General features: G+C 61.2%; 21 protein-coding genes. 11 read left to right on the top strand and 10 right to left on the bottom strand.

From position 1 onward, the window contains the following. Positions 1 to 58: 58 nt before the first annotated feature. Both J3T93_RS04085 and J3T93_RS04080 read right to left on the bottom strand, forming a co-directional pair. The gene (locus J3T93_RS04085) at positions 59 to 1,123 is read right to left on the bottom strand and encodes a 2,3-butanediol dehydrogenase (protein WP_220236953.1); all 1,065 of its coding nucleotides are present in this window, start codon (positions 1,121 to 1,123) and stop codon (positions 59 to 61) included. 115 nt (positions 1,124 to 1,238) lie between these two features. Continuing rightward, positions 1,239 to 1,997, bottom strand: coding sequence for a hypothetical protein (locus J3T93_RS04080; protein WP_220236954.1), 759 nt, complete (start codon positions 1,995 to 1,997; stop codon positions 1,239 to 1,241). 213 nt (positions 1,998 to 2,210) lie between these two features. On the opposite strand from J3T93_RS04080, the gene pepN reads away from it, so the two are divergent. The 3 genes from pepN (at position 2,211) to J3T93_RS04065 (ending at position 7,021) form a co-directional block, all read left to right on the top strand. Beyond that, positions 2,211 to 4,826: an aminopeptidase N gene (gene pepN / locus J3T93_RS04075; RefSeq protein WP_267430626.1), complete on the top strand. Its 2,616-nt coding sequence runs from the start codon at positions 2,211 to 2,213 to the stop codon at positions 4,824 to 4,826. Between the two features lie 134 nt (positions 4,827 to 4,960). Beyond that, positions 4,961 to 6,337 (top strand): phosphoglucosamine mutase, encoded by a 1,377-nt coding sequence (gene glmM, locus J3T93_RS04070; RefSeq protein WP_267401169.1) that lies wholly within the window; start codon positions 4,961 to 4,963, stop codon positions 6,335 to 6,337. Positions 6,338 to 6,367: 30 nt separating this feature from the next. Then, a complete protein-coding gene (locus tag J3T93_RS04065) occupies positions 6,368 to 7,021 on the top strand; it encodes a peptide deformylase (protein WP_220236957.1) in 654 nt (217 codons plus the stop codon). Here the strand turns inward: J3T93_RS04065 and J3T93_RS04060 are convergent. After that, on the bottom strand, positions 6,970 to 7,701 hold the full coding sequence (locus J3T93_RS04060; RefSeq protein WP_267430625.1) for an SOS response-associated peptidase: 732 nt from the start codon (positions 7,699 to 7,701) through the stop codon (positions 6,970 to 6,972). The two genes, J3T93_RS04065 and J3T93_RS04060, sit on opposite strands and share 52 nt — an antisense overlap. A 227-nt stretch (positions 7,702 to 7,928) precedes the next feature. On the opposite strand from J3T93_RS04060, the gene J3T93_RS04055 reads away from it, so the two are divergent. Continuing rightward, positions 7,929 to 9,047 (top strand): zinc-binding dehydrogenase, encoded by a 1,119-nt coding sequence (locus tag J3T93_RS04055; protein ID WP_220236959.1) that lies wholly within the window; start codon positions 7,929 to 7,931, stop codon positions 9,045 to 9,047. 132 nt (positions 9,048 to 9,179) lie between these two features. On the opposite strand, the gene J3T93_RS04050 is transcribed toward J3T93_RS04055, so the two are convergent. Together J3T93_RS04050 and J3T93_RS04045 are read right to left on the bottom strand one after the other, a co-directional pair. Further along, on the bottom strand, positions 9,180 to 10,310 hold the full coding sequence (locus tag J3T93_RS04050) for a glycerate kinase (RefSeq protein WP_267430624.1): 1,131 nt from the start codon (positions 10,308 to 10,310) through the stop codon (positions 9,180 to 9,182). A 27-nt stretch (positions 10,311 to 10,337) separates the two neighbouring features. Further along, on the bottom strand, positions 10,338 to 11,636 hold the full coding sequence (locus tag J3T93_RS04045; protein ID WP_267401176.1) for a GntP family permease: 1,299 nt from the start codon (positions 11,634 to 11,636) through the stop codon (positions 10,338 to 10,340). Between the two features lie 202 nt (positions 11,637 to 11,838). Between J3T93_RS04045 and J3T93_RS04040 the strand changes: the two genes are divergently transcribed. Continuing rightward, on the top strand, positions 11,839 to 13,029 hold the full coding sequence (locus tag J3T93_RS04040; protein WP_267401177.1) for a CdaR family transcriptional regulator: 1,191 nt from the start codon (positions 11,839 to 11,841) through the stop codon (positions 13,027 to 13,029). Between the two features lie 40 nt (positions 13,030 to 13,069). Here the strand turns inward: J3T93_RS04040 and J3T93_RS04035 are convergent, their stop codons facing one another. The 3 genes from J3T93_RS04035 to J3T93_RS04030 form a co-directional block, all read right to left on the bottom strand. Then, positions 13,070 to 13,789: a DUF4391 domain-containing protein gene (locus J3T93_RS04035; RefSeq protein ID WP_267430623.1), complete on the bottom strand. Its 720-nt coding sequence runs from the start codon at positions 13,787 to 13,789 to the stop codon at positions 13,070 to 13,072. A gap of 123 nt (positions 13,790 to 13,912) precedes the next feature. Then, positions 13,913 to 14,167: a helix-turn-helix domain-containing protein gene (locus J3T93_RS10025; RefSeq protein WP_416378831.1), complete on the bottom strand. Its 255-nt coding sequence runs from the start codon at positions 14,165 to 14,167 to the stop codon at positions 13,913 to 13,915. Continuing rightward, on the bottom strand, positions 14,128 to 14,877 hold the full coding sequence (locus J3T93_RS04030) for an AraC family ligand binding domain-containing protein (protein WP_267430622.1): 750 nt from the start codon (positions 14,875 to 14,877) through the stop codon (positions 14,128 to 14,130). The genes J3T93_RS10025 and J3T93_RS04030 overlap by 40 nt, the downstream gene beginning before the upstream one ends. Before the next feature lie 123 nt (positions 14,878 to 15,000). Between J3T93_RS04030 and J3T93_RS04025 the strand changes: the two genes are divergently transcribed. The 3 genes from J3T93_RS04025 (at position 15,001) to J3T93_RS04015 (ending at position 17,803) form a co-directional block, all read left to right on the top strand. Next, complete coding sequence (locus J3T93_RS04025; RefSeq protein WP_267430621.1) at positions 15,001 to 16,452, top strand: sugar porter family MFS transporter; 1,452 nt, start codon at positions 15,001 to 15,003, stop codon at positions 16,450 to 16,452. Continuing rightward, positions 16,452 to 17,486, top strand: a complete 1,035-nt coding sequence (locus tag J3T93_RS04020; protein WP_267430620.1) for an alpha/beta hydrolase — start codon at positions 16,452 to 16,454, stop codon at positions 17,484 to 17,486. The genes J3T93_RS04025 and J3T93_RS04020 overlap by 1 nt, the downstream gene beginning before the upstream one ends. A 113-nt stretch (positions 17,487 to 17,599) precedes the next feature. Further along, positions 17,600 to 17,803, top strand: a complete 204-nt coding sequence (locus tag J3T93_RS04015) for a hypothetical protein (protein WP_211120454.1) — start codon at positions 17,600 to 17,602, stop codon at positions 17,801 to 17,803. Between the two features lie 48 nt (positions 17,804 to 17,851). Here the strand turns inward: J3T93_RS04015 and J3T93_RS04010 are convergent, their stop codons facing one another. Next, positions 17,852 to 19,249 carry a sugar porter family MFS transporter gene (locus J3T93_RS04010; protein WP_267430619.1) on the bottom strand — a complete coding sequence of 466 codons (1,398 nt, stop codon included), beginning with the start codon at positions 19,247 to 19,249 and terminating at the stop codon, positions 17,852 to 17,854. A gap of 306 nt (positions 19,250 to 19,555) precedes the next feature. On the opposite strand from J3T93_RS04010, the gene J3T93_RS04005 reads away from it, so the two are divergent. Together J3T93_RS04005 and J3T93_RS04000 are read left to right on the top strand one after the other, a co-directional pair. Further along, positions 19,556 to 20,512, top strand: coding sequence for a nucleoside hydrolase (locus tag J3T93_RS04005; RefSeq protein ID WP_267430618.1), 957 nt, complete (start codon positions 19,556 to 19,558; stop codon positions 20,510 to 20,512). Positions 20,513 to 20,563: 51 nt separating this feature from the next. Beyond that, entirely contained in the window at positions 20,564 to 21,952 is a 1,389-nt protein-coding gene (locus J3T93_RS04000; RefSeq protein WP_267430617.1) for an MFS transporter, read from the top strand. Between the two features lie 182 nt (positions 21,953 to 22,134). On the opposite strand, the gene J3T93_RS03995 is transcribed toward J3T93_RS04000, so the two are convergent. After that, positions 22,135 to 24,621 (bottom strand): beta-L-arabinofuranosidase domain-containing protein, encoded by a 2,487-nt coding sequence (locus J3T93_RS03995; RefSeq protein ID WP_267430616.1) that lies wholly within the window; start codon positions 24,619 to 24,621, stop codon positions 22,135 to 22,137. Positions 24,622 to 24,787: 166 nt separating this feature from the next. On the opposite strand from J3T93_RS03995, the gene J3T93_RS03990 reads away from it, so the two are divergent. Then, a complete protein-coding gene (locus tag J3T93_RS03990) occupies positions 24,788 to 25,033 on the top strand; it encodes a hypothetical protein (RefSeq protein WP_267401189.1) in 246 nt (81 codons plus the stop codon). Positions 25,034 to 25,940: the final 907 nt, after the last annotated feature.

The raw sequence follows: 25,940 nt of genomic DNA, 5'->3' as shown, positions 1-25,940 counted from the left end.
GCTCCGGCCGCCCAGATGGACGGCCGGAGCCTTTGGTGTTATCAGTAGGCAGCAGTGCTTACATGCTCACGATGATCTTGACGTGGTTTTCCGCGTCCTCACGCAGCGGACGGAAGCCCTTGTCCACGATGTCTTCGACTCTGATCCGGTCGGTGATGAAGGTGGACAGGTCGATGTTCCGGTCATGGATCAGCTTGATGGCGTCGGCATGATCGTTGGCGTATCCCATGGACCCCGACATCAGCTTTTCGCCGAAGCCCATCTCCATGGTCACGTTCAAGTTGATGGGCTTGACGTGGATGGCCACGACGACCAGGCTGCCTTGGGCCTTGAGCGCCGACAGAAGCTGATGGACCACCGGTTCCGCGCCGGCTGCGTCGAAGGCCACATCGGCGCCACGGCCGTCAGTCTCGGCATTGACCCGCTCCAGCAGATCCTCCTTGCTGGGGTCGATGACCAGGTCAGCGGCACCGGACTGCAGGGCCTTGTCCTTGCGGGCCTGGGAGAGCTCGGACATGATGACCTTGAGTCCCTTGGCCTTGAGCACGGTTCCAAGCAGCAGGCCGACTGGCCCCGCCCCGCCGACCAGGGCGGTCTGCCCGGGCTCAGTGTGGATCAGACGCACGGCGTGGTAGGCCACTGAGAAGGGTTCGATCAGGGCTGCCTGATCCAGGGGCAGATCGCCCACAGGGAAGACACGCTCGGCGGCCACCACCATGTGTTCGCTCATGCCGCCGCCCCAGCCGTTGATGCCGATGAAGCCCAGCTTGGAGCAGTCGTTGTAGTTGCCGGCCTTGCAGGCCGGGCATTCTCCGCAGGCCATTTCGGCCTCGACTACCACGGAGTCGCCCACCTTCATGTCGGTGTGCACGTCATCGGCGATTGCCTCGATTGTGCCCGAGATTTCATGGCCAAAGACCACCGGCAGGGTCTCCCCGGAAAGAGGGTGCGGGGTGTTTTTGGAGTTGCCGCCGTTTTGTTCGCCGTCGTAGTAGAGGTGAAGGTCGGAACCGCAGATGCCGGTGAAGGCGGGATGGATCTTGATGGTTCCCGGTTTGAGCTCAGGCTCGGGCACGTCCTCCAGACGTACATCTTCCTTGCCGTAGTACATAAGTGCTTTCATGGCGTAAACCCTTTCTGACATGCATGCCGGTACGGTATGGACGGAGTTGACAACCCAGCTTCCCGTCCTCGCGAATGGGTGGCGCCCCTTCTTTGGGGACCATCCCATCTATATACTAACGCGTACATGCAGCTGGCATAAGAGGGCTTTCGGCCAGGACCTCACCGTCCTGGCCGAAGTCGAAGTCGCCCAGCCAGTGTCCGAACCTGCTGGGCCCCTTGCCGCACCAGACCACACAGGCGCTGCGGTCAGCCTGTCCGCTCAGCAGGCGGTTGGCGGTTCCGGTCACCCTGTCGTTGCCCAGGCGGTAATCCAGGAACTTGCCGTCCCCGTAGTGGCTGGTCACCCGCTGACGCTGCTCCTGGTCAAGCACCCGCCAGGGGTCGGCGGCGCAGAAGACCCTGGCGGGCAGGTCCTGCTCCGCCGCCTGGATCAGTGCCAGACCTCCGCCCAAGCTATGTCCGGTAAAGAGGACCCCGCGCACGGCTCCCGCCTTGCGTCGGGCCAGGTCAAGTGCCTGCTGAGCCAGGATGCCTGCCTGCTGCGTCTGTCCTGGCTCCCCGTTCAGCGGCGGCAGGAAGCAGGTCAGCGCGGCATGGATGTCGTGCCGGGGGTCGTCGCGCAGATTGGTGCCTGCATAGACTACGGCCATATGGGCATAGTCCGGACCGCCATCCAGGTCCTGGGCGGCGATCATGCCCTCGAAGCCGTTCTCAGGGCAGTAGCGGGAGCGCAGCACCCAGTAGATGCCCAGAGCTGGATCCTCGAACCAGTGCAGGCCCGGCCGGGTCTTGATGTCCCCTCTGCCGATCCCATAAGAGTATTGGCAGAGCATGTTGAGCTGCTGCGTGGTGAATCCGGTCCGGACCTGCATGGCGCCCCCCTCTCTGCCCGGCTGGTAAGCCATCGGCCTTGATCAACCGCCTGGATGCGCGGTTATTCCCGTCCGGACTGCGCCGTAAGGAAAGAGGCGAATCGTCCTTCTGGCCCGTCGGCGGGTGTCCGCATTAGACTTGGAATGCCATATCCGTACAGGACCTATGCTGATGCCGGTGGGGGCACCGGCATCCATGCGTGAAAGGAAATTATGCCCGGAGCCAATCTGACTCGTGTGGAAGCCGAAGAACGAGCCCTCGTCGTATCCAATGTCAGCTATAAGGTCAATCTGGACCTGACCAAGGGGCCTGCCACTTTCCCCTCCACGGCCTTGATCGATTTTGATGCCCGGCCTGGGGAGTCCACCTTTGTTGATCTGATAGCCGACCAGGTCAGCCTGATCGAGCTGAACGGCCGGCGTCTGGATCCGGCCCTGGCCTTCCGGGACGACCGGATAGAGCTCGACGACCTGCTGGGGCATAACCAGCTTCGGGTGGAGGCCCTATGCCGTTATTCGCGCACTGGGGAGGGGCTGCACCGCAGTGTGGACCCTTCGGATGGCAACGTCTACCTCTACTCCCAGTTCGAGGTGCCCGACGCGCGCAGAGTCTATGCCGTCTTCGACCAGCCGGACATCAAAGCCGTCTTCGACTTCACTGTGGATGCTCCGGCATCCTGGACGGTTCTTTCCAATATGCCTCCCGCCTCCCACCAAGACCTGGACAGCCGAACCGCCGAAGGGACCCTGGAGGGCGGCCGCGCCGAGGACGTGACCCGCTGGACCTTCCAGACGACCCCGGTCATGAGTTCCTATCTGACCGCCTTCGCCGCCGGGCCCTACGCACGATGGACCAGCGAGTATCGGAACGAGGACGGACGAACCATCCCCATGGGCCTGTACTGCCGGCAGGCGCTGAAGGACTCCCTGGCCGGTGATGCCGAATACCTCTTCGACATCACCAAGAAAGGCTTCGCCTTCTATGCCAAGACCTGGGACCTGCCCTTCCCCTGGGCCAAGTACGACCAGATCTTCGTGCCAGAATACAATGCAGGCGCCATGGAGAACATCGGCCTGGTCACTTTCCGCGACTCCTACGTCTTCGAGTCCAAGGCCACTGGGGCGCAGATCAACCGCCGCGTGGAGACTGTCCTGCACGAACTGGCCCACATGTGGTTCGGCGACCTGGTGACCATGAAGTGGTGGAATGATCTGTGGCTGAATGAATCCTTCGCCGAGTTCATGTCGACCCTGGCCACTGCCGAGGCCACCGAGTGGACCGACGACTGGGCTACCTTCTGCTCAGGCGAAAAGAGCTGGGCTCTGACCGAGGATCAGCTGCCCACCACCCATCCGGTGGTGGCCCCCATCCGCGACCTGCACGACACCGAGGTCAACTTCGACGGAATCACCTACGCCAAGGGCGGTTCCGTGTTGAAGCAGCTGGTCGCCTATGTGGGCCGTGAGCGCTTCTTCCAGGGCATTCACAACTATCTGACGGCTCATGCCCATGGCAACGCCACACTGAAGGATCTGCTGACCGAGCTGGAGAAGACCAGCGGCCGCGACCTGGGCAGCTGGTCCCGGCTCTGGCTTGAAGAGGCCGGCATCACCACCCTGACCTGCCAGGTGCAGACCGATGAGCAGGGGGCCATCACCGCCATGAGGATTGATCAGACTGCTCCCGAGGAGCATCCGGTCCTGCGTCCGCACCGACTGGCCGTGGGCTTCTACGACGAAGACAAGTCCGGCAAGGTGGTGCGCACGGACCAGTTCGAGCTGGACCTGGACGGCCAAGGAGCTGAGGTGCCCCAGGTCGTCGGCAGGAAGCGTCCGGCATTGGTCATGATCAACGACGACGATCTTACCTACGCCAAGCTGCGTCTGGACCGGGACTCCCTGGAGTATGCTGCGCAGAACCTGTACCGGATCGAGGACCGTCTGGCCCGGGCCGTGGTCTGGCTCAGCCTATGGGACATGACCCGGGACGCGCAATTCCCTGCCGAACGCTTCATCAGCCTGAGCCTGAAGGCCTTGGCCACTGAGCACCAATCCACCACCTTCCGCTACGCCCTGTCCCAGATCTCCACGGCCGTCCACCATTTCACCGCATCCCGTCGTCGCCAACCCATGCTGCAGCTGGTGGCAGGAACGCTCTGGGACCTTGCCGTGAAGGCCCAGCCCGGTTCGGACGAGCAGTTCCAATTGGTCCGCGCTTACCTGGGCTACGGGGACGATACTGACTTCGAGGAACACGCCCGTGGGCTGCTGAGCGGCGACCTGAAGCTGGAGGGGCTGACCGTCGACAACAACACCCGTTGGCTGATCATCCACGCCCTGTCCGCCCACGATCTGCTGGCTGACGGGGAGATCGACCGGGAGCTGGCCGCGCGAGACACTACTGAAAATCGTGAGTTCGCCATGGGCTCCCGGGCTGCCTGTCCGACGGTCGAGGCCAAGGCCTGGGCCTGGGGTCAGGCCCTGCATAACGAGGATCTGACCAACTCACAGATTGAGGCCCTGGCAGACGGCTTCTCCGGCTCGGGGGACCAGGAGCTCTTTGCGCCTTACGTGGACCGCTTCTTCGCTGCCGTGGACCAGGTCTGGGCCCAGAAAACCTTCCATATCGCGGAGACCCTGCTCAACCCGCTGTCGGCAGGCGGGCTCTACCCGTCCAAGGCCGACCCGGCCGCCCTGGTCAAGGCGGGCGATGCCTGGCTGGCCGACCATGCCGAGGCTCCCAAGGCCTTGCGGGGAATGATCATCCAGAATACGGAGTCATCCAGGCGCATCCTCAAGGTTCGCGAATACAACGAGCGGCTGCGCTAGCACCCTGCCCGCCCCGCCCCGAGTGGCGACGGGTCAGGGGCGGGTCCATAATGAACCTGTCGCCTGCATGCAGGATGGTACGTGAGGATCGGCGGGGCCTTCAGTGGCCTGGCAGCCGGGTTCGGAGGAGAGCAATGCCCAGATTATTCGGTACCGATGGTGTACGTGGTTTGGCCAATAAAGACCTAACTGCACAGCTGGCCCTGGATCTAGGCGATGCCGCGGTCCGGGTCCTGGGTCGTGGCGCGGATCGGTCCGCTGGCCGTCGACGTGCGCTGATCGGCCGCGACACACGGGTCTCCGGCGATTTTCTGGCCTCGGCCCTGGCCGCCGGCATGTCATCGGGCGGCTTCGACGTGATCGACGTGGGCATCATCCCCACTCCAGGCATCGCCTACCTGACCAGCGTGCTCAACGTAGAGATGGGGGCAGTCATCTCCGCCTCCCACAACCCCATGCCCGACAACGGTATCAAGTTCTTCGCCCGGGGCGGGTTCAAGCTCCAGGATTCCAAGGAGGACGACATCGAATCGGTCCTAGGCCAGGACTGGGAGCGTCCAGTGGGCGAGGGCGTGGGCCGCGTCTCCCATGACACGGTCACCGCCACCAACATGTACATCGACCACCTGGTGGAGGCTGTGGCCCCTGTCGCCCCCGACAAGACCCAGCCCAAGCCCTTGGACGGTCTGCGGATCGTGGCCGACTGCGCCAACGGGGCGACTTCGGTGGTAGCTCCCGAGGCTCTGCGCCGGGCTGGGGCGGATGTGGTGGTCATCAACGCCTCTCCCGATGGCTACAACATCAATAAGCATGCCGGATCCACCCATCCCGAGCAGCTGCAGGCCATGGTCAAGGCCTCGGACGCGGTCATGGGCGTGGCTTTTGACGGGGATGCCGATCGTTGCCTGGCTGTGGACGAAGAGGGACACATGGTCAACGGTGACCAGATCATGGGTATTCTGGCCCGCGCTAAGCAGCGTGAGGGCAAGCTGGCCAACGACACCCTGGTGGTCACCGTCATGAGCAACCTGGGACTCAAGCTGGCCCTGAAGCAGATGGGCATCGTCACCGTTCAGACGGCCGTGGGCGACCGTTACGTTCTTGAAGAGATGCTGCGCGGCGGCTACACCCTGGGCGGCGAGCAGTCCGGGCATGTCATCAACAGGGAGTTCGCTACCACGGGCGACGGGACCCTGACAGCCCTGACCTTGGCCAAGGAGGTTGTGCGTTCGGGCAAGAGTCTCAAGGAGCTGGCCGCCGACTTCCCACAGCTGCCCCAGCGGCTGATCAACGTGTCCGGGGTGGACAAGAACGCAGCCCGCACCAATGCCAAGGTCCAGGACGCGGTCGAGGCGGAGGAGCGGATGCTGGGGAGCACTGGCCGGGTCCTGCTGCGGCCTTCGGGAACCGAGCCCCTGGTCAGGGTCATGGTAGAGGCGGCCACCCAGGAGCAGGCCGACCAGGTCTGCCAGCGGCTGGCGGGAGTCGTGGCCGACGAGCTGGCCATCTGATTCGACGACCCAGGAAAGGCGGAATCGTTCATGTTCGGCAGGAAAACGGCCTTCGATGCCGATCTCAATCACCGGGTGGAGTCCATGCTGGGCGAGGCTGGCAGGGAAGAGCTCCTGCCCATCGTGCAGATGGGCGAGCCAGTCCTGCGTCAGCAGGCCCGGCCCTACAAGGGTCAGCTGGCAGCCAAGACGCTGAACAGGCTGCTCAAGGCCATGCGTGCCACCATGCTTGAGGCTCCGGGCGTGGGTCTGGCAGCACCCCAGGTGGGCTTGGGCCTGGCCATCGCAGTCATCGAAGATCATGTCCATGACGATGAGGACGACCCCCGCCAGATTGACGAACTGCCCTTCAGGGTCATTGTCAACCCTTCCTATGAGCCTATCGGGCAGGAGACGGCCGCCTTCTACGAGGGATGCCTGTCCCTGGAAGGATTCCAGGCGGTTCGGCGGCGCTGGCTGGACATCACGGCCAGCTGGGAGGACCGTTCAGGGCGTAAGCACCGCCAGCGCATGCACGGCTGGCCGGCCCGCATCTTCCAGCACGAGACCGACCATCTGTCCGGCGAAGTCTACATCGACAAGGCTGAGATTCGCAGCCTGTCTTCCGATGAGAACCTGAGCGAGTATTGGGCCTACGACCCGGTTCCCACTGATGCGGCACGGGAGTTGGGATTCACCCTCTGAGCCGTTTTGACTCTCTGATCCAGGGCCATGCCCTCAGTCAGCTCCGGCCCGTCCCCTTTCAGGGGCGCCACTGGGTGCATGATCAGCGCCTCGGAGGCATGGCGCCCAGACTCTGCAGCCAGGGGCAGGATCGCTCTGCCATCTACATTTGGGTCCAGCCAGGAGCCCAGGGTCGCATCAGTGATCAGCAGGGGCATCCGATCGTGCACCCGGGATGCCTCTGGCGTGGCTTGTGTCGTCAGGATGGTGGCCGTCAGCAGCCAGGGTTGGCCTGGCTGAGCCCTCCACCAGGAGTAAAGGCCGGCGATGCTCAGGGTATGGCCGTCGGGAGCCTGAAAGTAGTAGGGTCGGTGGTCGGATGTCCACTCGTAGTAGCCACTGGCCGGAATAATGGCCCTGTGGCTCCTGGCAGAGTCCGAGTAGGTCCGTTTGGTCAGGGCGCTCTCCACCCGGGCATTGTGGGTAGGATAGGCCATTTGGCTGCTGTCCGACCAGGAGGGGACCAGATTCCAGCGGGCCGGATGCAGGTGCCGCTGTCCACGCCGGTCCTGGGCCACCAGGGCGATGACCGACCCGGGGCTGATGTTCCAGGAGGGCCTGGGCAGCCCCGGAGCCTGCCGGGCACCATAGATTTCGGCCAGTTTGGAGTAGTCCAGGTCAGCTGCGAATCGTCCGCACATGGACCCCATTCTATGGATGTTCTGAGCCCCAGTCGAGGAAACGCCGCTGGCCTTTCCCCGGACTGGCTTGAATGGCCATTGCCGTCTCCTCCCTGCTATTATGAGAATGGTCTGTGGCAGCGGTGCATGCATTGAGGACCGCCGTGGCCGCAGCAGAGTATCCAACGATGTATTTTTGCCCTGCCTGGCATGAAACCGGCGGCGGCATTGTGATTAGGAGATGGTTTATGCCTCAGAAGATCAAAGCGTCGATTGCCTATGGAATCGGCAAGGGGTTTGCCCAGCCCGAAGAGATTATCATTGACGATCCCATCGGCGCGGAGGTCCTGGTGGATGTGCAGGCCTCCGGCCTATGCCATTCGGATCTGCATCTGGTAGAGGATGATGACAAGTTCTTCCCCTTCCCGGCTGTGATCGGCCACGAGATCGCCGGCATCGTCGAGGCCGTGGGCCCCGAAGTGTCCGGCATCAAGGTGGGTGATCATGTGGTGGCCTCCCTGGAGCAGGTCTGCGGCCATTGCGCCAACTGCCTCAAGGGTCAGCCCCAGTCCTGCACTCAGCAGCAGGAGTGCGTGCGCGGCGAAGGCGAGAAGCCCCGTCTGTCCTTCCCTGACGGCCGGCCCATCACCCAGGCCTTCGGCACCGGCGGTTTCGCCGAGAAGGCCCTGATTCACGAGAACCAGCTGGCTGTGGTCAACAACCAGGTCAAGTGGGATGAGGCCGCCTGCATCGGCTGCGCCACCATCACCGGAGCCGGCGCGGCCATCAACACCGCCCATGTGCGTCCCGGCGACACCGTGGCCGTCATCGGCACCGGCGGCATCGGCCTGAACATCATCTCAGGAGCCCGAATCTGCGGGGCCAAGCGGATCATCGCCATCGACCTGCTGGACAACAAGCTGGAATTCGCCCGCAAGTTCGGTGCGACCGATGTTATCAACTCCAAGAACGAGGATCCTGTGGCCAAGGTGCGCGAGCTGACTGACGGCGGCGTGGATCAGGCCTTTGAGGCCATCGGCCTGCCCGTCACCATGAAGCAGGCTTGGGACATGCTGGGCGTGGGCGGCACCGCCTATCCGATCGGCCTGACCAAGCCGGATGCCACGGTCTCCCTGGAGATCAACCCGGCCGATCTGCTGGTCCACCAGCGCGGTTTCAAGGGCGTGTGGATGGGCTCCACCAACATCAAGCATGACATCCCCATGTATGCGGACTTTGCTGTGGATGGACGGCTGAACATGCATGACATCGTCAGCCAGGACATCAAGCTGAGCCAGATCAATGAGGCCTACAAGCAGCTGGTCAACGGCGAAGTCATCCGTTCGGTCATCACCGAATTCGACTGATCTCCTTCAACTGGCGGCATGGCTGCTGAAGGTCATGCCGAGCAGGGGCCCTGACAGGGGTTCCGACTGCAGGGGTTCCGGGTGCTCAAGGCATCCGGAACCCCCTTTGCTGTTCAGCTGATCCGAACTGGATTAGGACAGGAGCCTACCGATGTTCTCGGCCGCTGCTGATAGGTTGTCGGCGGCCTTGGCCATGGCATCCTCAAGGCTGACGGCCCCGGGGCTGATGCTGAAGATGGCGTCGATGCCCACCTTGTAGAGCTCTTCGGTCCCGGCGCCCACGTTGCCGGCCAGGGCGATGACCTTGCAGCCGGGGGAGGACTCCTTGACGGCTTGGGCTGTGCCCATGGGGGTTTTGCCGAAACCGGTCTGGAAGTCGATGCCGCCCTCGCCGGTGAAGCAGAAGTCGGCGCCGCAGGCCAGCTCCTTAAGACGGGTGGTCTCCACCACGATGTTGACGCCCGAGGCCATGACGGCCGGAGTGAAGGCCAGGAACCCTGCGCCCAGACCACCGGCGGCCCCTGCGCCCGGCTTGGTCTCCACCTCCCGATGCAGGTCCTTGCGAATGACGGCTGCATAGTGGGCCAGCGCTGCATCCAGGGTGGCCACCATGGATGGGTCTGCACCCTTTTGCGGGCCGAATACGGCCGATGCTCCTTCGGAGCCTGTCAGGGGGTTGGTCACATCCGAGGCCAGACGAATGCGGGTGCGGGCCAGCCGGGAATCCAGCCCGGAGACGTCGATTCGGTCCAGCCGGGCCAGCGCCGCTCCACCCTGGGTCAGCTCATGCCCTTGGGCGTCCAGAAGCCGGGCACCCAGGGCCTGGGCCATGCCGGCGCCACCGTCGTTGGTGGCCGATCCGCCCAGGCCGACGATGATTTCCTGTGCTCCCTGGTCCAGGGCCTTGCTGATCAGCTCGCCCGTGCCGTAAGTGGTGGCGGTCAGCGGGTCGCGGGTCTGTTCGTTGACGAACTGGATGCCGCTGGCCGCAGCCATCTCGATGGCGGCTGTCCGTCCGTCGCCCAGAATGCCGTAGCTGGCGTTCACGGTCTGCCCCAAGGGTCCGGTGACCTGGGCCTGGATCATATGGCCTCCGGTGGCATCGACCAGGGACTGGACCGTGCCCTCGCCGCCGTCGGCCATGGGCACCAGGACCATTTCGGCCTTGAGGGGGCTGCGTCGCAATCCGCGTTCGATGGCTTTTGCAGCCTCCTTGGCGGTCAGGCTGCCCTTGAAGGAGTCGGGCGCAATGATGATTTTCATGGTTGTTGCCTTTCCTGACTCGTCATTTCAGAAGACCAGATAGACCAGCATGGCCACCAGGGTCATGGTCAGGCCTACCAGGAACTCAAAGGGGACCACCTTCATCCGCTCGCCCAAGGTCATGTTGATGGACTTGGCGGTGACGTGGAAGTAGTTGCCGTGGGGCAGCTGGTCGATGACCGTGGCGCCTGCCTGCATGGTGACGGCTGCAGCCACCCCCGAGGTGCCGAAGGCCAGGATGGACTTGCCGAAGGAGCTGCTGCCCAGAATGACGCCCGTGGAGGTGGAGGCCGTGGCTGCGGCCATGAGGACGCCGGCGATGGGGGCCAGCATGGATCCGGGCACGCCCATGGCGTGGATGAGGCTGACGATCTGCTTGGGCAGGTCGGAGCTGGTGATCAGTCCGCCCAAGGCCCCGGCTCCGATCAAGATAAGGACCACATCAACCATGCGCTGCAGGCCGGCGCTGGTGTATGTGAGGATTTTGCCGCCCTGTCCCATGGCCAGCAGACCCAGGAGGGATGCCAGGGGCAGGATGTACATGGCATCCACCTGGAACCGCTCCAGCAGGCCGATATGCAGAATAGAGCCCACGGGATTGAGCAGAAGCAGAACCACAGCAGTGATAGGGGCCACCAGGGAGCGTCCCAAGGAGGGCAGATCCTTGTCCTTGGAGGCTTTAGCTGCATCATCGCCCAGGTCGTCCATGGTGACGATACGCCCGCGATGCTGCATGATGGTGGCCAGCAGGACGGCCATGGCCAGTCCGCATAGTGCCGGGATGAAACTGCCGATCATGACTGCCGAGGGCTGTATGTGGAACCCTGAGGCCACCGCGATCGTGTTGGGATTGGGGGAGATGATGTTGCCGGCCTTGCCGCCCCCGGACAGGGCGATCAGCAGGGCCAGCTTGGAGATCCTGAGCCGACTGCCAACCTCGATGGCGATGGGCGCCACGATCAGGACGGCCACGGGGATGAAGACTCCGACGGCGCAGATGATCATGGTGGCCAGGGCCAGGGAGAGGATGGCCATGCGCTCGCCCAAGCCGTCTACTATGGCTCGGGCTATCCGGTTGGCAGCGCCGGACTCCATCATGACTCCCGCCAGCACGCCGGCAGCCAGGACCCGGATAACCGTGCCCATGACGCTCTGGGATCCGGCTACCACGATGTTGACGGTCTGCCCTAGGGAGGCGCCGCCGATCAGGCAGCCCAGGATTGCTCCCAGCATGAGTGCATAGGTGGTGTTGAGCTTCTTGAGAATGAGGATGATGGCCAGGGCCAGGCCCAGCAGGGCGGCCCACCATGACAGGGTAATGTCCATGTCGGTTCCTTTGATCCGTAACCTGTGCCAGGGACCAGGGCCGGCACCGTCGTAGCTGCCGGGCCAGTCCAGTAACGATCCCATTCTTTTCTCGCTTTTAGTGTGGCTCTGTTATGGACTTTTTGCCAGGGCACCCATACTCGAAAAGCGATGGGTGACGATGGCAAAAATGGTTCATGTACCATGTCCGTAAGGAGGCGCCATGACCATAGACCCTGCGACGGCGCAGACAATCGTCGATAATCTCAAGGATGTAACCGAGTACAATATCAACTTTTTCGACACCGAGGGAGCCATGGTGGCCAGCACTGATGCTTCGCGCATAGGCAGCTTCCATGACGCGGCCCGTCAGGCGGCCGTTGACTGCCAAACCGTTGCCGTGGATCGTCGCCATCCTTATCAGGGCGCCCGTGACGGGGTCAACGTGCCGGTGGTGCTCAATGACGCTGTGGTGGCGGTCATCGGCATCACCGGCCCAGTGAACAAGGTTGGCGCTCTGGGCGGGATCATCGAGCGCATGACCGAGCTCATGCTCTGCGCCAACATGGAGCAGATTGACAGATTCAACCGGCGGATCATGACCAGCAACTTGGTCAACCTACTGACTCTGGAGCACAAGGACGACGAATTGATGAACGCCCTGGCCCTGGCCCTCGACCTGGATCTGTCGGGTCCACGACGGGCTCTGGTCGGCCGGACGCCAGGTATCCGGCTGGAAAGGCTCAACCAGGATAGGCTCTACGAGAGGCTCTGCAAGACCTGTCTGTCCTTCGGGGTTCCCCTTTTCGCTGTGAGCCCAAAGGTCTTTCGCATCTATGCGCCGCAGATGGGGGATGCTGAGCTTGATGAGTTCGTGGCTGCGCTGCGTCAGGCTCTCGGTCGGGCAGTCGGCTCCAAGGTGGTGCTAGGCGCGGGGATGATCCAAGCGGATCCGGGCCAGTACTGGCACAGCTACCGGCAGGCCTGCATCGCCGCGCGCTGGGCCGGATTCACCGACGATGACCAGCGGTATCGGTACGAGCAGATGGGCGCGGGTCTGCTCATCACCTCACTGCCCGCCGAGCAGTGTCAGACCTTTGTGGATCAGGTCTTTGCGGGCCTCCCTCCGGATCGTGTCGATTGGTTCGAGAGGGTCTTCAGCGCCTACATCCGGCACAACGGCAGCATCACCCACGCCGCCCAGGAGCTTTTCATCCACAAGAACACCATGCAGAACCGACTGGATGCCCTGGCCAGAGAGACAGGCTACAATCCCCGCCGCCTAAGCGATTATCCCGACCTGGCCATGGCCTTCGAACTGCGCAAATACCTGGCCTACAAGGATATCCCCGATGAACGCGCCGAGTTGGGTGAGCATCCTGAGACCGCCGACCATCCTAGGGAAACGAGCTAGAACAAATAAGGCCGAACCAGGCCGGGCTAGACTCCGTGTCCTAATTTTGCGCCGTCTGACTACCGGCGGAAAGCTGGTTCAGTTCGGCCCGGACCTTCTGAAGCTTGGCAAAGGCTGTGTTGCGGGCCTGGGTGGTCCGGGCCCGGCCATGGTCCCCGGCCAGCTTGGCCTCCTGGGTCTTGAGCAGGTCGATGCGCTCGCGGACGGCGAGTCGGCTGTCCAGATCCGTGCCGTCAGTCTGGTCCAGGGTCACCTGGGCGCACAGGCTGTCCCAGAGCTGATCCATATCGTCGCCCACCAGGGTCAGACTGGTCTGATCGGCAGGGCGGGGCCTGCCTAGGTGGAGCGTATGCCTGGTCTCATGACCGGCCTTGGTAGGCAGGGCCCGGCGGACGGCCGGCGTGCAGACGAGCCCCTCTTCACCTTGGTGAATGGTGATAAAAACCATGCCTGAGGAGCGCATGGCGGCGATGTGTTCCAACACGTCCTCCGGCACATCGGGGGTCTTCAGCCCGACGGCCATGACCAGCACCTCATGGCAGTGTGCGCCATCCGTCACAGGAACAGTCCCGGGCCGCAGCAGGGCCAGCATGACGATCTTGTCGATGCTGGTGGAGAAGTGCTGACGCAGCCGTGAGGAGACGGGAGGTCGCGTGGTGAAGGCCCTTATGGGCAGTTCGCCTTTGGCTGCTGGAATGGCGGTGGCGGGCGGCAGGCCCAGGGATAGCGCAGATACGCCTTCGTAGGTTGCGATTGTCATCCTTGGCCTTTCTGTCGCTGTTTCCATTATTCTACCGGCAGGAGCGCGACCAGTAGCATGAATGTCCGTTTGACGGCATGACATGACTTGTTGTCTATCAGGCAAACGTTTTTATGAGTGTTGCTACTTGTCGCATAGATCGTCGCTGTTCGTCTGTAACGTTGCTTGATCGATCTGGAGATGCCCCCTTCGGTATTGCCGGGGTGTGATCCCGTATTCACGAGTGAAGGCTCGTGTGAAACTGGTCAGATTGGGGAATCCAGCATCGGCGGCAATATTTGTTATGGGGCCACTGGACCGATCCATATTGGCTCTTGCGTCGTCCAGTCTCAATTTGGTCAGATAGGACTTGAAGGTGGAGCCAGTGGTCTTTCGGATAGACGGCTGAAGTGCTCTCTGCTGTAGCCAAAGTAGGCGGCCACAGTCCGCTCGGTCAGATTCTCGGTGTGGTGATTGGCTAGATAGCCGAGAATCTGCCTGGTGACATTGCGCCCTGATCTGATTGATTCCGGCGGCCGCACGCCGATGGTGAATCTGGTGTACAGCAGATGCAGCAATTGATAAAGCGTTGCATTCAGCAGAAATGCCGAAGCCGTGTTCTGATATTCATACAGGCTGCCGATGCCGATCATCAGCTGGTCCAGATTCTTTCGGTCTTGCATGTTGGCATGGGGACTGGAGAGCGAGAAAAGAAACCTGTCGGCAAAGGGGTAAATCCGACCTACGACTTCATTGTTGAAGGTGACTGAGATGATCTTAACCAAACCTTTGCTGTGGCTGACGGTGCGGCCCTGGTGCATCTTATACGGGCTGATCAGCAGGTTATCGTTGTCCCTGAGCATATAGTGCTGGTCTTCGACCTGGAAGGAGCCGCCACCATGGATGGTGTGAATCACTTCCAGACCCTGGTGCCAATGAGCGCTAACCAATTCGTCGTTGTCATAATGAACGATGACCAGGCCTGGATAGCCCTCGGGATAAATGTCCTCTTCCAAGAAGTCGGGGCTGATCACTGTGTTGTATTGATGGGCTTCCTTTGGATTTTGCAGCATTGAACATCTCCTTTCCGAGGAAAGCAGTCTGTACATTATTTCATTTCACCTGGCAGACAGGTCACAAAATGTCGTATCCGGGTCACCGATTGACATTCTCAGACCCTCGGGTATGTATAGCTTTGTGGTAACGATGTGTCATGCTACAAAGGAGTGACCGTGTCACAAAATAACAATCAGTCGTCATCGTCTGGTGATGTGACGGAAGTTCTTGATCCGTCTGTGCGACGCCGCATCATCCTGGTCTGTCTGGCAGGGGCAACAGGAGGATTGCTGTTCGGCTACGACACCTCAGTGATCAACGGGGCCGTGGATTCCATTGCCGGCACAAAAGCAGGTTTTGGCCTTAACAGCTTCATGAGCGGCATTTCGGTATCGGCTGCCCTGTTGGGCTGCGTGATCGGTGCCTGGTTCGCTGGCAAACTGGCTGACCGATTTGGGCGAGTAAAGATCATGCTTTCGGCGGCTTTACTCTTTGTGGTCAGTTCAATAGGGTCGGCCTTCGCTCCGGAAATATGGAGTTTCCTACTCTTCCGCATCATCGGCGGCATTGGCGTGGGCTTTGCTTCTGTGGTCGGACCGGCCTATATTGCCGAGGTTTCGCCCACGAAAATGCGTGGATTCCTGACCAGTTTCCAGCAGTTTGCGGTGGGCATCGGCATGCTGGCCTCCGTTATAGTCAACAATGTGCTGGCCAAAAGTTCAGGTGGAGCTGACCAGGCTTTGTGGTTTTCCTTGCCCACCTGGCGGTGGATGCTGTTGATGATGTTGGTCCCTGCTCTGATCATGCTGATTGTCTGCTTTAAGTTGCCCGAGTCGCCCAGGTACTTGGTCATGAAAGGACGTGACCAGGAGGCTGCCACCCTGCTCAGGCAACTCAATGGCACCCGGGATCCACAGGCAAAAGTGGCTCAGATAAGGCTTTCGGTTGGCAATGAGACCAGTCCACGGCTGTCTGATCTGCGCGGACGCACCTTCGGCCTGAAAAAGGTGGTCTGGATAGCTATTGCTGTGGCGCTGTTCCAACAGTTCAACGGGGTCAACATCATTCTTTACTATGATTCCAGCCTTTGGCGATCGCTCGGTTTTTCTGAGCAGCAAGCGTTGAACATTTCGGTTATTCGTGCGGTGGTCGCTTTCGTCCCCATGATCATTTCCATGGCGTTGATTGACAGGATCGGCCGGAAAAAGCTTCTGGCCTTCGGTTCTGCTGGCATGGCCGTCTTCCTTCTTCTCGCTACCTTCGGCTTCTACCATGCCCAGGTCACCGCCACGGGGTTGTCCTTGAAGGGTGTGTGGGCGCCGCTCACTCTGGTAGCGGTCTACCTCTTCTACTTCACATTCTGCGGCACATGGGGGCCGGCCATGTGGGTGGTCATTGGTGAGATCTTCCCCAACAATATCCGTGCCATGGGCGCGGCCGTAGCAACCGCTTTCAACTGGATCGGGAATTTTTTGGTGTCCACCTCCTTCCCTTGGCTGCGGGATGGGATCGGCACCGGCAACGTATATTTGCTGTATACCGTCTTCGCGGCGCTGAGCCTCCTGTTCGTTCTGAAGGTTCTGCCAGAGACCAACGGCGTAGAGCTGGAAGATATGAGGGCTGAATGATGAGCAACGATTCAGAGATGACTGTAACCGACGAGGAACGTGAACTCCTGGAGGGTTGGACCGAAGTTGACGGGGACCTGGATGGCTGCAGTGCCGATATAGTCCAGGCCGTTCTGGGCTCCCGGCTGACTTTCGGGCGCATGGATGCTCTCCGCTCCCGTCACTGGCAGGTGCCCGAGGGAGTGGACTGCCTCAACGACATCGCTTATGTGGACGATGGTCTGCGGGCCCACAAGCTGGATCTTTACCTTCCTCATGATGCCCTGCTGCGCAACGGCAAGGTGACCCCGGTCTACATCGACATCCACGGCGGCGGGTTCATGTACGGCTACAAGGAGCTCAACCGGAACTTCTGCACCCACCTGGCCCAGCGCGGCTTTGCGGTTTTCTCAGTCAACTACCGACTGGTCCCGAGCACGGACTTCATGGGCCAGCTGGGTGATATGCTGACGGCTCTGACCTGGATAAAGAACCACCTGGACGCGTATCCGGTTTCGCCTGATCGGATCTTTCTGACGGGAGATTCGGCCGGAGGCACGCTGGCCCTCTATACGCTGGCAGTGGAGTCCGATGACCAATTCGCGCAGAGGCTGGGGCTGAAACCTGCCGGTCTGCGGCCTCGGGGCGCTGCCTTCGTCTCAGGGCTTTTCGATCTGACTCCTTACTTATCGGCGGACCTGGAAGACTTCCATCCAACTGGTTCGCCCACCGATGACCTGGCAATCGTTGCTCCATCCTTCTTTAGAAGCTTCATGCATGCTGGGGGCGACCAGGTGGCCGACCTGACGACCTTGGTCGACATGGTTCACCTGCCGCCGGTCTTCCTGAACACTAGCGCCGACGATTTTCTGCAGGGTGACGCTCTGAAGCTGGCCGAGATTCTGTGCAGGAAGGGCCGCGACTTCGAGCTGCAGGACCCGAGACCCAACCGCCTGCAGACCCTGGGACACGTCTATCCAGTGGCCATGACCTGGCTGGTGGAGAGCCGGCAGGCCCTGGACCAGATCCACGATTTTTCTTACGACCTGATTTGAGCCCTTTGCGCGCCCGGTTCATCCGGTCGTTGACTATGATGGGAGGGGAAAAGATGGGCATCGATGGCGTAAGGCCCCCGGTACCTGCACCGCCGCTTACAGAGGAGTGATTCATGGACGAGAAGACCTTGGTAGAGAAGCTGAGCAACCTGGAGACCATCGACCAGCTAGTGGACCTGGCCAAGCAGATCGGCAAGCCCCTGTCCTACAACGATGCGGACCAGCTCTTTGGCAAGATAAACCAGTGCAAGAACGATGTCGCGGAGCTGGGTGGCGACACTATTGCCAAGCTGGCCAAGCAGGTCTTCGGCATCTGAAGCATCAGGCCCATTGAGGGCGGGCCGGCATCCGGCTTCGCCCTCTTTTCATGCACGGGCTCGGGCCTCCTGCTCGATTTGGGCTAGGCTTTTGCCCCTGGTCTCGGGCACCATGACCCAGGCGAAAACCAAGGCGCATACATTGATGAGGGCGAAGAGCAGGTAGGCGCCGGTGCCGCCCAGCCGGGCCAGCAGAGTGGGGAAGACCAGGGAGAGTCCGAAGTTGGTCAGGTTCATGGCCACGTTGGCGTAGCCCATGCCGCGGCTCTTGACCTCCTGAGGGAAGATCTCGGACAGGAGCAGCCAGGTGACCGGGGCTACCAGGCCCTGGACGAAAACCACGTAGATCATCATCATGCCGATCATGATCCAGGCGGCCGTTCGTGATTCGGAGCCGGGGGCGCCGACGAACCGGTAGCAGACCCCGATGGCGGCGAGAAAGACGATGGTGCCTGCAAGTCCCGCGGCCAGTATGGCGCGGCGGTCGAATCGGTCAATCAGCCCCAGTCCTCCGATGGTGGCCGCTATGGCGGAGACCAGGATGACGGGCACAGTGGCGACCATGGACAGGGAGGGGTCGAAGCCAAGGGTATCGGTGAAGATGGTCGGCGCGTAGTAGTTGACTATATTCAGCCCGGTCAGCTGATTGATCATAGCCACGCCGATGCCCACGATCAGCACCCGCCGGAGCCAGGGGGCCTTGAAGCTGGCGGTTGTCGCACTCTTGGGCTGTGAAAGCTCCTGCATGGTCTCCCGGGCCTCTTTTTCGTCGCGTGTAGCCTCAAGGAAGGCCGCCGCCTGGTCCTGTTCGCCTCGGCGGATCAGGTGGGCCGGACTGTCATGAAGGAAGCATGCCAGCAAAGCCAGCAGGACGGCTGGTGGCACTACTGCCCAGAGCATGGTCCGCCAGTCGGCGCCCATCCGGTTCATGATGGCGTTGACGCTGACCGCCAGCAGCTGCCAAACCACGATCATGACCGAGTTGACCGAAACCACCCGTCCGCGTTCAACCGTGCCGACCATATCGGCCAGGTAGATGGGCACAATGGTCGAAGTCATGCCTATGCCGACCCCGATGACCAACCTCCCCAGTTCCAGCAGGGGCAGGCTCGGGGCCAGGGCGCTCAGCAGAGCTCCGGGGATGGCCAGCAGGGCGCCGGTCAGGATGATGAGTCTGGGGCCCAAGCGGTCGTTGAGCCTGCCTGCCAGGTAGGATCCCAGCGCCGCCCCTATCAATAAAGCGGAGGTGACCATGCCCTGCTCGCCGGCCGTCAGGTGCCCGTCCGGCCCCGAGCCTAGGTTCATGCCAACCAGCGTTCCGGAGATGACGGTCAGGGTGTAGCCGTAGAGGCCTCCGGCCAGCACGCCTAGCGAGACCATCAGCTGCAGGTTGCGTCGACGTTCTTGGAGCGTGGTTGTGGATGCCTTCGTTTCCCTTGGAGCCATGGGTACCCCTTTCGCCAGCTCATCCGGGCAGAATCAGAGTCATCATAGGCACCTGGGAGAGCGGCTTGTGCGTCCGGCTTGTCATTATGGACAGTGCAATCAGCCAGAAGGCAGATGCCGGACTCGTCACCTGAGTTCTGGTTGCCGAAGCCATGAGCATCTGAGGATATTGTCCACGGCTAGTTCCTGTCATGAGCGGCGAAACAGCCCGGTCCAACCTATGGTAAACTCGTATGCGCGCCAAGAACGCCGTGGGTGCTTACGGCCATGGTTCTATACAGCCATGGCGACGAAAGGAAGCATTGCATGCGCAAGCTGATTCTCGATCTGGACACTGGTGTCGACGACACTCTGGCTATTTCCTACGCCCTGGGCAGCCCCGAAGTTGAGCTGATCGGCATAACGGGTACCTATGGCAACGTTCTGCTGGAGCAGGGCATCCGGAATGATCTGGCCATCACCGACTTGCTGGGACACCCGGAGGTCAAGGTCTATCCGGGTCTGCCCCACGCCTCCAAAGCCGACTCCTTCAAGGTGCTGCCTGTCTCCGTCTTCATTCACGGCGAGAACGGCATCGGCGACGCGGCCATCCCGGACTCGCACCGCAAGGCGGAGACGCAGTCGGCTGTAGACTTTATCATCGATTCAGTCAACACCTACGGCAAGGACCTAATATACGTGCCCACAGGCCCCATGACCAACATCGCCGCCGCCCTGGCGAAGGAGCCCGATATAGCCCAGCGCATTGGCTCCATTGTGCTTATGGGCGGTGCTCTGACCGTGCCGGGGAATGTGGATGCCTGGCAGGAGGCCAACATCTCCCAGGATCCGGACGCGGCAGATGCGCTCTTCCGCTCCGGCGCGCCCGTGACCATGGTCGGTCTGGACGTGACCCTGCAGACTCTGCTCACCTACAAGGAGACCGCCCGCTGGCGGCAACTGGGCACTGCGGCAGGCACCTTCCTGGCGGATATGACCGACTTCTATATCAAGGCCTATGAGACCACCTCGCCCCACCTGGGAGGCTGTGGCCTGCACGATCCGCTGGCCGTGGGCGTGGCCGTGGATCCGACCCTGGTCACCACCCTGCCTATGAATATGAAGGTCGAGACCGAAGGGGCCACGCGCGGGCGCACCATCGGGGACGAGCAGCGGCTCAATGATCCGCACAAGACCATGCGTGTGGCCGTCGACGTAGATGTGCCCCGCTTCCTGAACGAGTTCATGACCCGCATCACCAGTCTGGCCTCCCAGACCGAGTGATGTCCGCCATCCCCGGCAAGTTCACGCAAGAGAAAGAGTATTGAAGACATTATGTCCGAAGAACAACCCACCGAGGATTCGACAGCCGTACGATCATTGATCCTGCTGCTGATCACCTTTGTCCTGGGCACCTTGTGCCTGCAGGGCTTCAACCTGGTATTCCAGCAAGTCGGCAAGGATGCGGGCGCACCTGATCAGGCCTCGCTGATCACGGCCCTGCCCAGCATCGTCCTGGGCATCGTCTGCTTCATCTACGGTTCCTTGGGCGACTTCGTCTCCCTGCGCAAGCTGGTCACCTTTGGCTTGTGCATATTGTTCGTGGGGTCCGTGTACGGGTATGTGGCCAACACGATTATGGCCCCCAACATCTGGAATGTGATTGCGGCCCGGCTGCTGCAGACCGCCGGGGAGCAGGTGGCCGGCTCGGCCTACCTGGTCGTGGCGACCAAATATCTCAAGCCCTCGCTGAAAGTGATCTTCTTTGGCATCTTCACGGCAGGCTACCAGGTGTCTGCAGCCATCGGCATCTTCGCTGCTGGTCTGCTCAGCTCGCTGGCCTGGCAGTACCTGTTCCTTATTCCTGCGGTCACGATCTTCTTCCTGCCCGTTCTGCTCAAGAGCCTGCCCACCGGCGGTGGCAATGGCGAGAAGGTGGACTGGCTGGGCTTTGTCATTTTCGGCCTGGCAACGGCCTTGTTGACTCTTTTCTTCTCATATGCCGCCTGGTGGCTGCTGGTGGCCTCCGCGGTCTGCTACCTGATCTTCGGGCTGTATATCAGCCGGGCCCGCAGCCCTTTCATCACCCCGGCCTTCTTCCGCAACAAGCGCTGGTTGATGGGCATCGCCCTGATCCTGATCTTCTACTTCATGAACTACTGCATGTCGCCCATCTTCAACGCCATCGGGCGTGACGTCTACCGGGTGCCGACCTCCACGGTCTCCCTGCACGTGGTCTGGGCATTCCTGGTAGCCGCCGTGCTGGGCACCACCTCGGGTGCCATCGTGGACAAAATCGGTCGCAAAACAGCGATCATCATCGCTGCCTGCTTGATGATACTAGGCTTCGCCGGATCAGCCCTAGTGGTCAATTCCGGCCTTCTGGCTCTGACTCTGACTGCCTGCGTCTACTACGCCGGCGTCGGCCTCATGTACTCGCCTATTGTCTCCACCGTGCTTGACACCCTGCCACAGGAGCAGTCAGGCCGCGGCGTGGGCATGAACGACCTGGTCATGAATGTCACCGGCTCCATCGGCATCGCCATCATCGGCGGCCTGATGGGCAAGACCAGCCTGGAAGGCTTCAGCATCATGGGCGCCACCGGCCTGGCGGCCAACTACAGCAACCTGCTCCTGATCGGCGCTGCCGTAGCATTGCTTGGCCTGATCGTGTACTTGATCTGCAACAAGTTCATCTACGCCAAGCCTGACGACCAGCACTAGGTTCCCGAGAAAAGCATCGACCGCCTGACCGCGATAAAAGGAATCGCCTTTCGCCCGGTCAGGCGGTCGACCCATATATATGGTGGGTATGCAGTGGGCAGTGCGCAACGGGGGAATTGCCGATGCCACCCTCAGCCTTGCTTTGAAGCCCTGTCAGTTCTGCATGGGGAAGGGCCTGCGATTCAGCCGCGGATCAGGGCCAGGGTCAGCATGTCAGGGGTGGGGCACTCATTGCCAGCCTGAATCCTCACCCTGACAGACCGGTCGGGCAGGGCATTCAAGCCTTGCCCATTCAGGGGGTACCGGTCGAGGACCGTGCCGTGCTCATGGCTCCTGACTGGTTGCCCCAGCTCCAAGCCTTCCGCTCGCAGAGAATAATGAGCTGTGCTGTTCTGGCTGCGCATGGCCACCTCCAGCATCCTTGCTTTCCCAGTGGCATCATGGAGCCGGTAGGAGAAGCAGCCGCCAGTCAGTGCGCGACGGGTGTTCGCTCCTTCGATCAGCTCCTGCCGGTCATTCCGACCCTGATATTCATGGTCGATCTCGGACTGCTGGGATCCGCAGTTCACCTGATCGCAAATCTGACGCTCATGGGCCTGTTCCTGAACATCAATGTTTTTCAAGGTGCGATGAACGCGGTCTTTATCCCAATCCTGTGCCCAAGGCAGATAAACCGAGTACCTGGAGGCCTCTATAGAGGTGAAGGGGACCAGCAACAGGCGCGACTCGGTCCACTCGGGGTCCCCTTCCGCCTTCCGGGCTGGTGCGTGCGGTCTGGCGACGGCCACCTCGATGGCGCCGTCGTCCTGGGGGTGGGGCAGAAGGAAGTCCTTGGGCTCTCCCAGGAGCAGGGGCAGGTCGCCAAGCGGGCGCAGAGGACCGGCGGCGATATGACCGGCTCGGGAGTCGTCTGCCTTCAGGCCCTCCAGATCAGCGTCATCGCTGCGGGCAGCCATGACCTTGACACCGCGCAGCAGGCTGATCCAGTCCGAACCGTCAGGCAGGGGCTCGGCAGTCACCCGGACCCGGTGGGCCACCTCCAAAGTTGCTTGTCCAGTCCAGGTCAGGCGCAAATGGTCGAAGCATGGGCTGCTGTTTGAATCGGACCTCGTTGGCTCGACGGTCAGCTGGGCCTGCTGTCCTTGCATGACCCGGTACCTGGCATCCTCAAGCCACCAGGGATGACGCAGATAAAGGTCCAGGATCTGTTGCTCCTCCGGCGGGCCTTCCAGGTCCAGACGGCCCAGGTTGGTTGTTCCGGGGCCGGGAGCATAGGATAGTCCGACGCACAGTCCGCGGGCGGACCAGTCCAGGACGGCAGGAATGAAGAGGTTGACCACCAGGGACTCGGATTTGCTGCCGGGCTCATTTCCTGGTTGGCGTTCGAAGATCATGCTGTTGTAGCGTGCGTGATTCTCCAGGCCTGTGCCAACGCAGCACCAGAAGGAGCGCTGGGCGCTGGAGTAGACCCGGTAATGCCGTGGACGCATAGGGGTGAAATAGACGAAGCCGTGCTCGTGGATGCCTACTGTGGAGACCAGATGATTGACCAGCACCCGCTCGTAGAAATCCAGGTATCGGGCCTGCCCTGTGCGCCTATAGAGGCTCAGGGCCAGCTTGGCCATGTTGCAGCTGTTGCAGGTCTCCAGGCCTTCCCGGGAGGTGACCACGGCGGAGAAGTCGTCCGGCGGGTTGAAATGCTCCGAGACGGAGTGGGCACCGATGGAGACCGTGCGCCGGTCCACCACCCCATGCCAGAAGGTGTCTACGGCCCTGCGATAGGTTTTCTCGCGGGTGATCTCAAACAGACGCTCGTAACCCAGGACCTTGGGGATCTGCGTGTTGGCATGCAGGCCTGTAAGCCGATCCTTGCCGCCGGCCAGCGGTTCGAAGAAGGCCTGGTCGGTCAGGCGGCGGGCCTGGCGCAGATAGCGTTCTCTCCCGGTCAGCTGGTATAGACGGGCAAAGACATCGTTCAATCCTCCGTATTCACAAGACAGCATGGTTTGGAAATCCTGCTCGGCAATGGCGTCCGCTAGATTGCACCACCAGTCAGCCAGCTGCAGAACCATGTCGTGGGCCATGGCGGAGGCATCTGCTGCTTGGCTGTTGTTTTCAGGGATTTGGAAGGCCTGCCAGCAATCCAATAGACCCGCCATGAGCTTGTGGAGGTTGTAGAGGGGAACCCATGCGCCTTGCAGATCGAATGACTGTGCCTGGATATGGCCTTTTCGCAGGCTTCGGAAGAGCTCGGCGCTGTGGGGCATGCCGCCTAGGAAGCCGTCGCCGGAGGCTCGTTGACATTCACGCAGGACAGTCAACATATAGGTTGCCCTTGCCAGGAAGCGGTGATCGAGCAGAGTCTGCCAGTATGCCGCCAGGCCGGATAGGTAGTGGCCGCCCATATGGCCATCCAGGCCCATGGATTCCCAGTTAGGGTAAGGGCTGTCCTGGTGGGGCAGGCCGACCTCGCGCCGGTATGGGGCCAGCAGACGGTCAGGATCCAGGCTGAGCAGGTAGTCCGCACCGGCCTGCTGGGCATCAGCATAGGTACTGCCCGGGGTCAGGCAGATCTGGGACGGGGCAAAGGTGAAGCACTCATGCTCCTGCCCATGTTTCCGTCGGAGCTGGTTTGTGGGTGATGCGGATCGTACGTGTGTATCGGTCATGACCCCCTCCTTGCGGCAAATATCTAGTGGCCGCGCACGACGACCAGCGAAGCAGGGGCCGACTATGCTGCTGGAAGTAATTATAGCGCTTAGCGGGTTGCTACAGTCATGAGGGCACCAGGGACCGTGTCCAGGATCCGCGTAGTTCCTATGAGGACATGAGCGGTTGACCATCAAAGCAGTGGCTGAGACGCTTATTGGAGAATCGGGATGTGCTGGTGGCGGTCGTTGCGGATTGTTGTGGTTGCGGCAGCCATCAGATCCGACGGCCAGAGCGGTTGTCTTTCTTGCGTGGTTCTTATTTCATCAATCCATTCAGGTTGAGGCATTGGTCGAGTTAGAGCAATACAGCCGAACCAGGACGATGGGTCTTGTACGCTTCAGACTGATCTGCATGGATCAAGCCATTTAATGGCTGATGGCCCCTTCTCGCGGAATGGTTGGCGCCAAGACAGCGGCAGAGTCGCATACCCAGCGCAGTGACTGCTTTTCCAGTGAATGGACCATCTTGCCAGAATGCCTCTCATGGGCCAAAGCAGGGATGGTATACGGCGCGAAAGCACTCATACGCGACCGATCTGCCTGGTTCTTGCATGCGGGGCTCCTGATCCGCCTCGACTTCTCTATCGTGCATTGTCTCTGCAGATCCTATACTTGGACGGCTTCGGCCTTCCGTGGCTGAATTGATGGGCTGATGAGCGATTCCTGGTTTGTCATCAGTTTTTGCGTCTTTGGCGGGTGAGGCGAAGATTAGGACAGATGCAATGCATAAAACAGCAAATGCGAGTTGCTTGAATGTGGAAAAACGGCCAGAGACGAACTCTATCGTTGGCTTTGCCGGGTTGATCAGAGCCTGGACACATCTATCGAGGTTGATGCAGACTTAGGGATCGATGCTGATGGGATAAGATGACACTCTTGCTTTAGGTTGTGATTGGAAGATGGTAGTCGGTGGCTGCGCTTACCTGGTGTGCCTTTTGTTCGTGTTGGAGCTTTGTGTTTGGGTTTTGTGGTCTGTTTTGCCGAAAGCGGGTTGCCTATGCCCGCGCTTTTGGCTTTTAGACTTGGCGATTGTGGATGCCTGACGCGGCAGCGACCGTCAAGGCCGATCGCAATCCCGTTCTCGGCTTTCTCTGCATTAAAGTCGGGCTGGGTTGCTGTTTGCTGGCGGTGTGTGGTTGGTCCGGCTGGGGTTTGGTTGTGGTTTGTAGGGTTGTTGGGTGTGGTGGCGGCTCCGTCGTGTTGGGGGTGGCGGGGCCGCCTGTTGGCCTGGGTCCTGTTGGGGGTGTGGCCCGGGCTGCTTACTCGTGTGAAGTGTG

The organism is Bifidobacterium sp. B4111, from assembly GCF_026537235.1.
In the GTDB taxonomy this organism is placed as follows: Bacteria; Actinomycetota; Actinomycetes; order Actinomycetales; family Bifidobacteriaceae; genus Bombiscardovia.
Note: the sequence above shows the minus strand (reverse complement) of the source record. Positions and strands in the feature narration are given on the sequence as shown.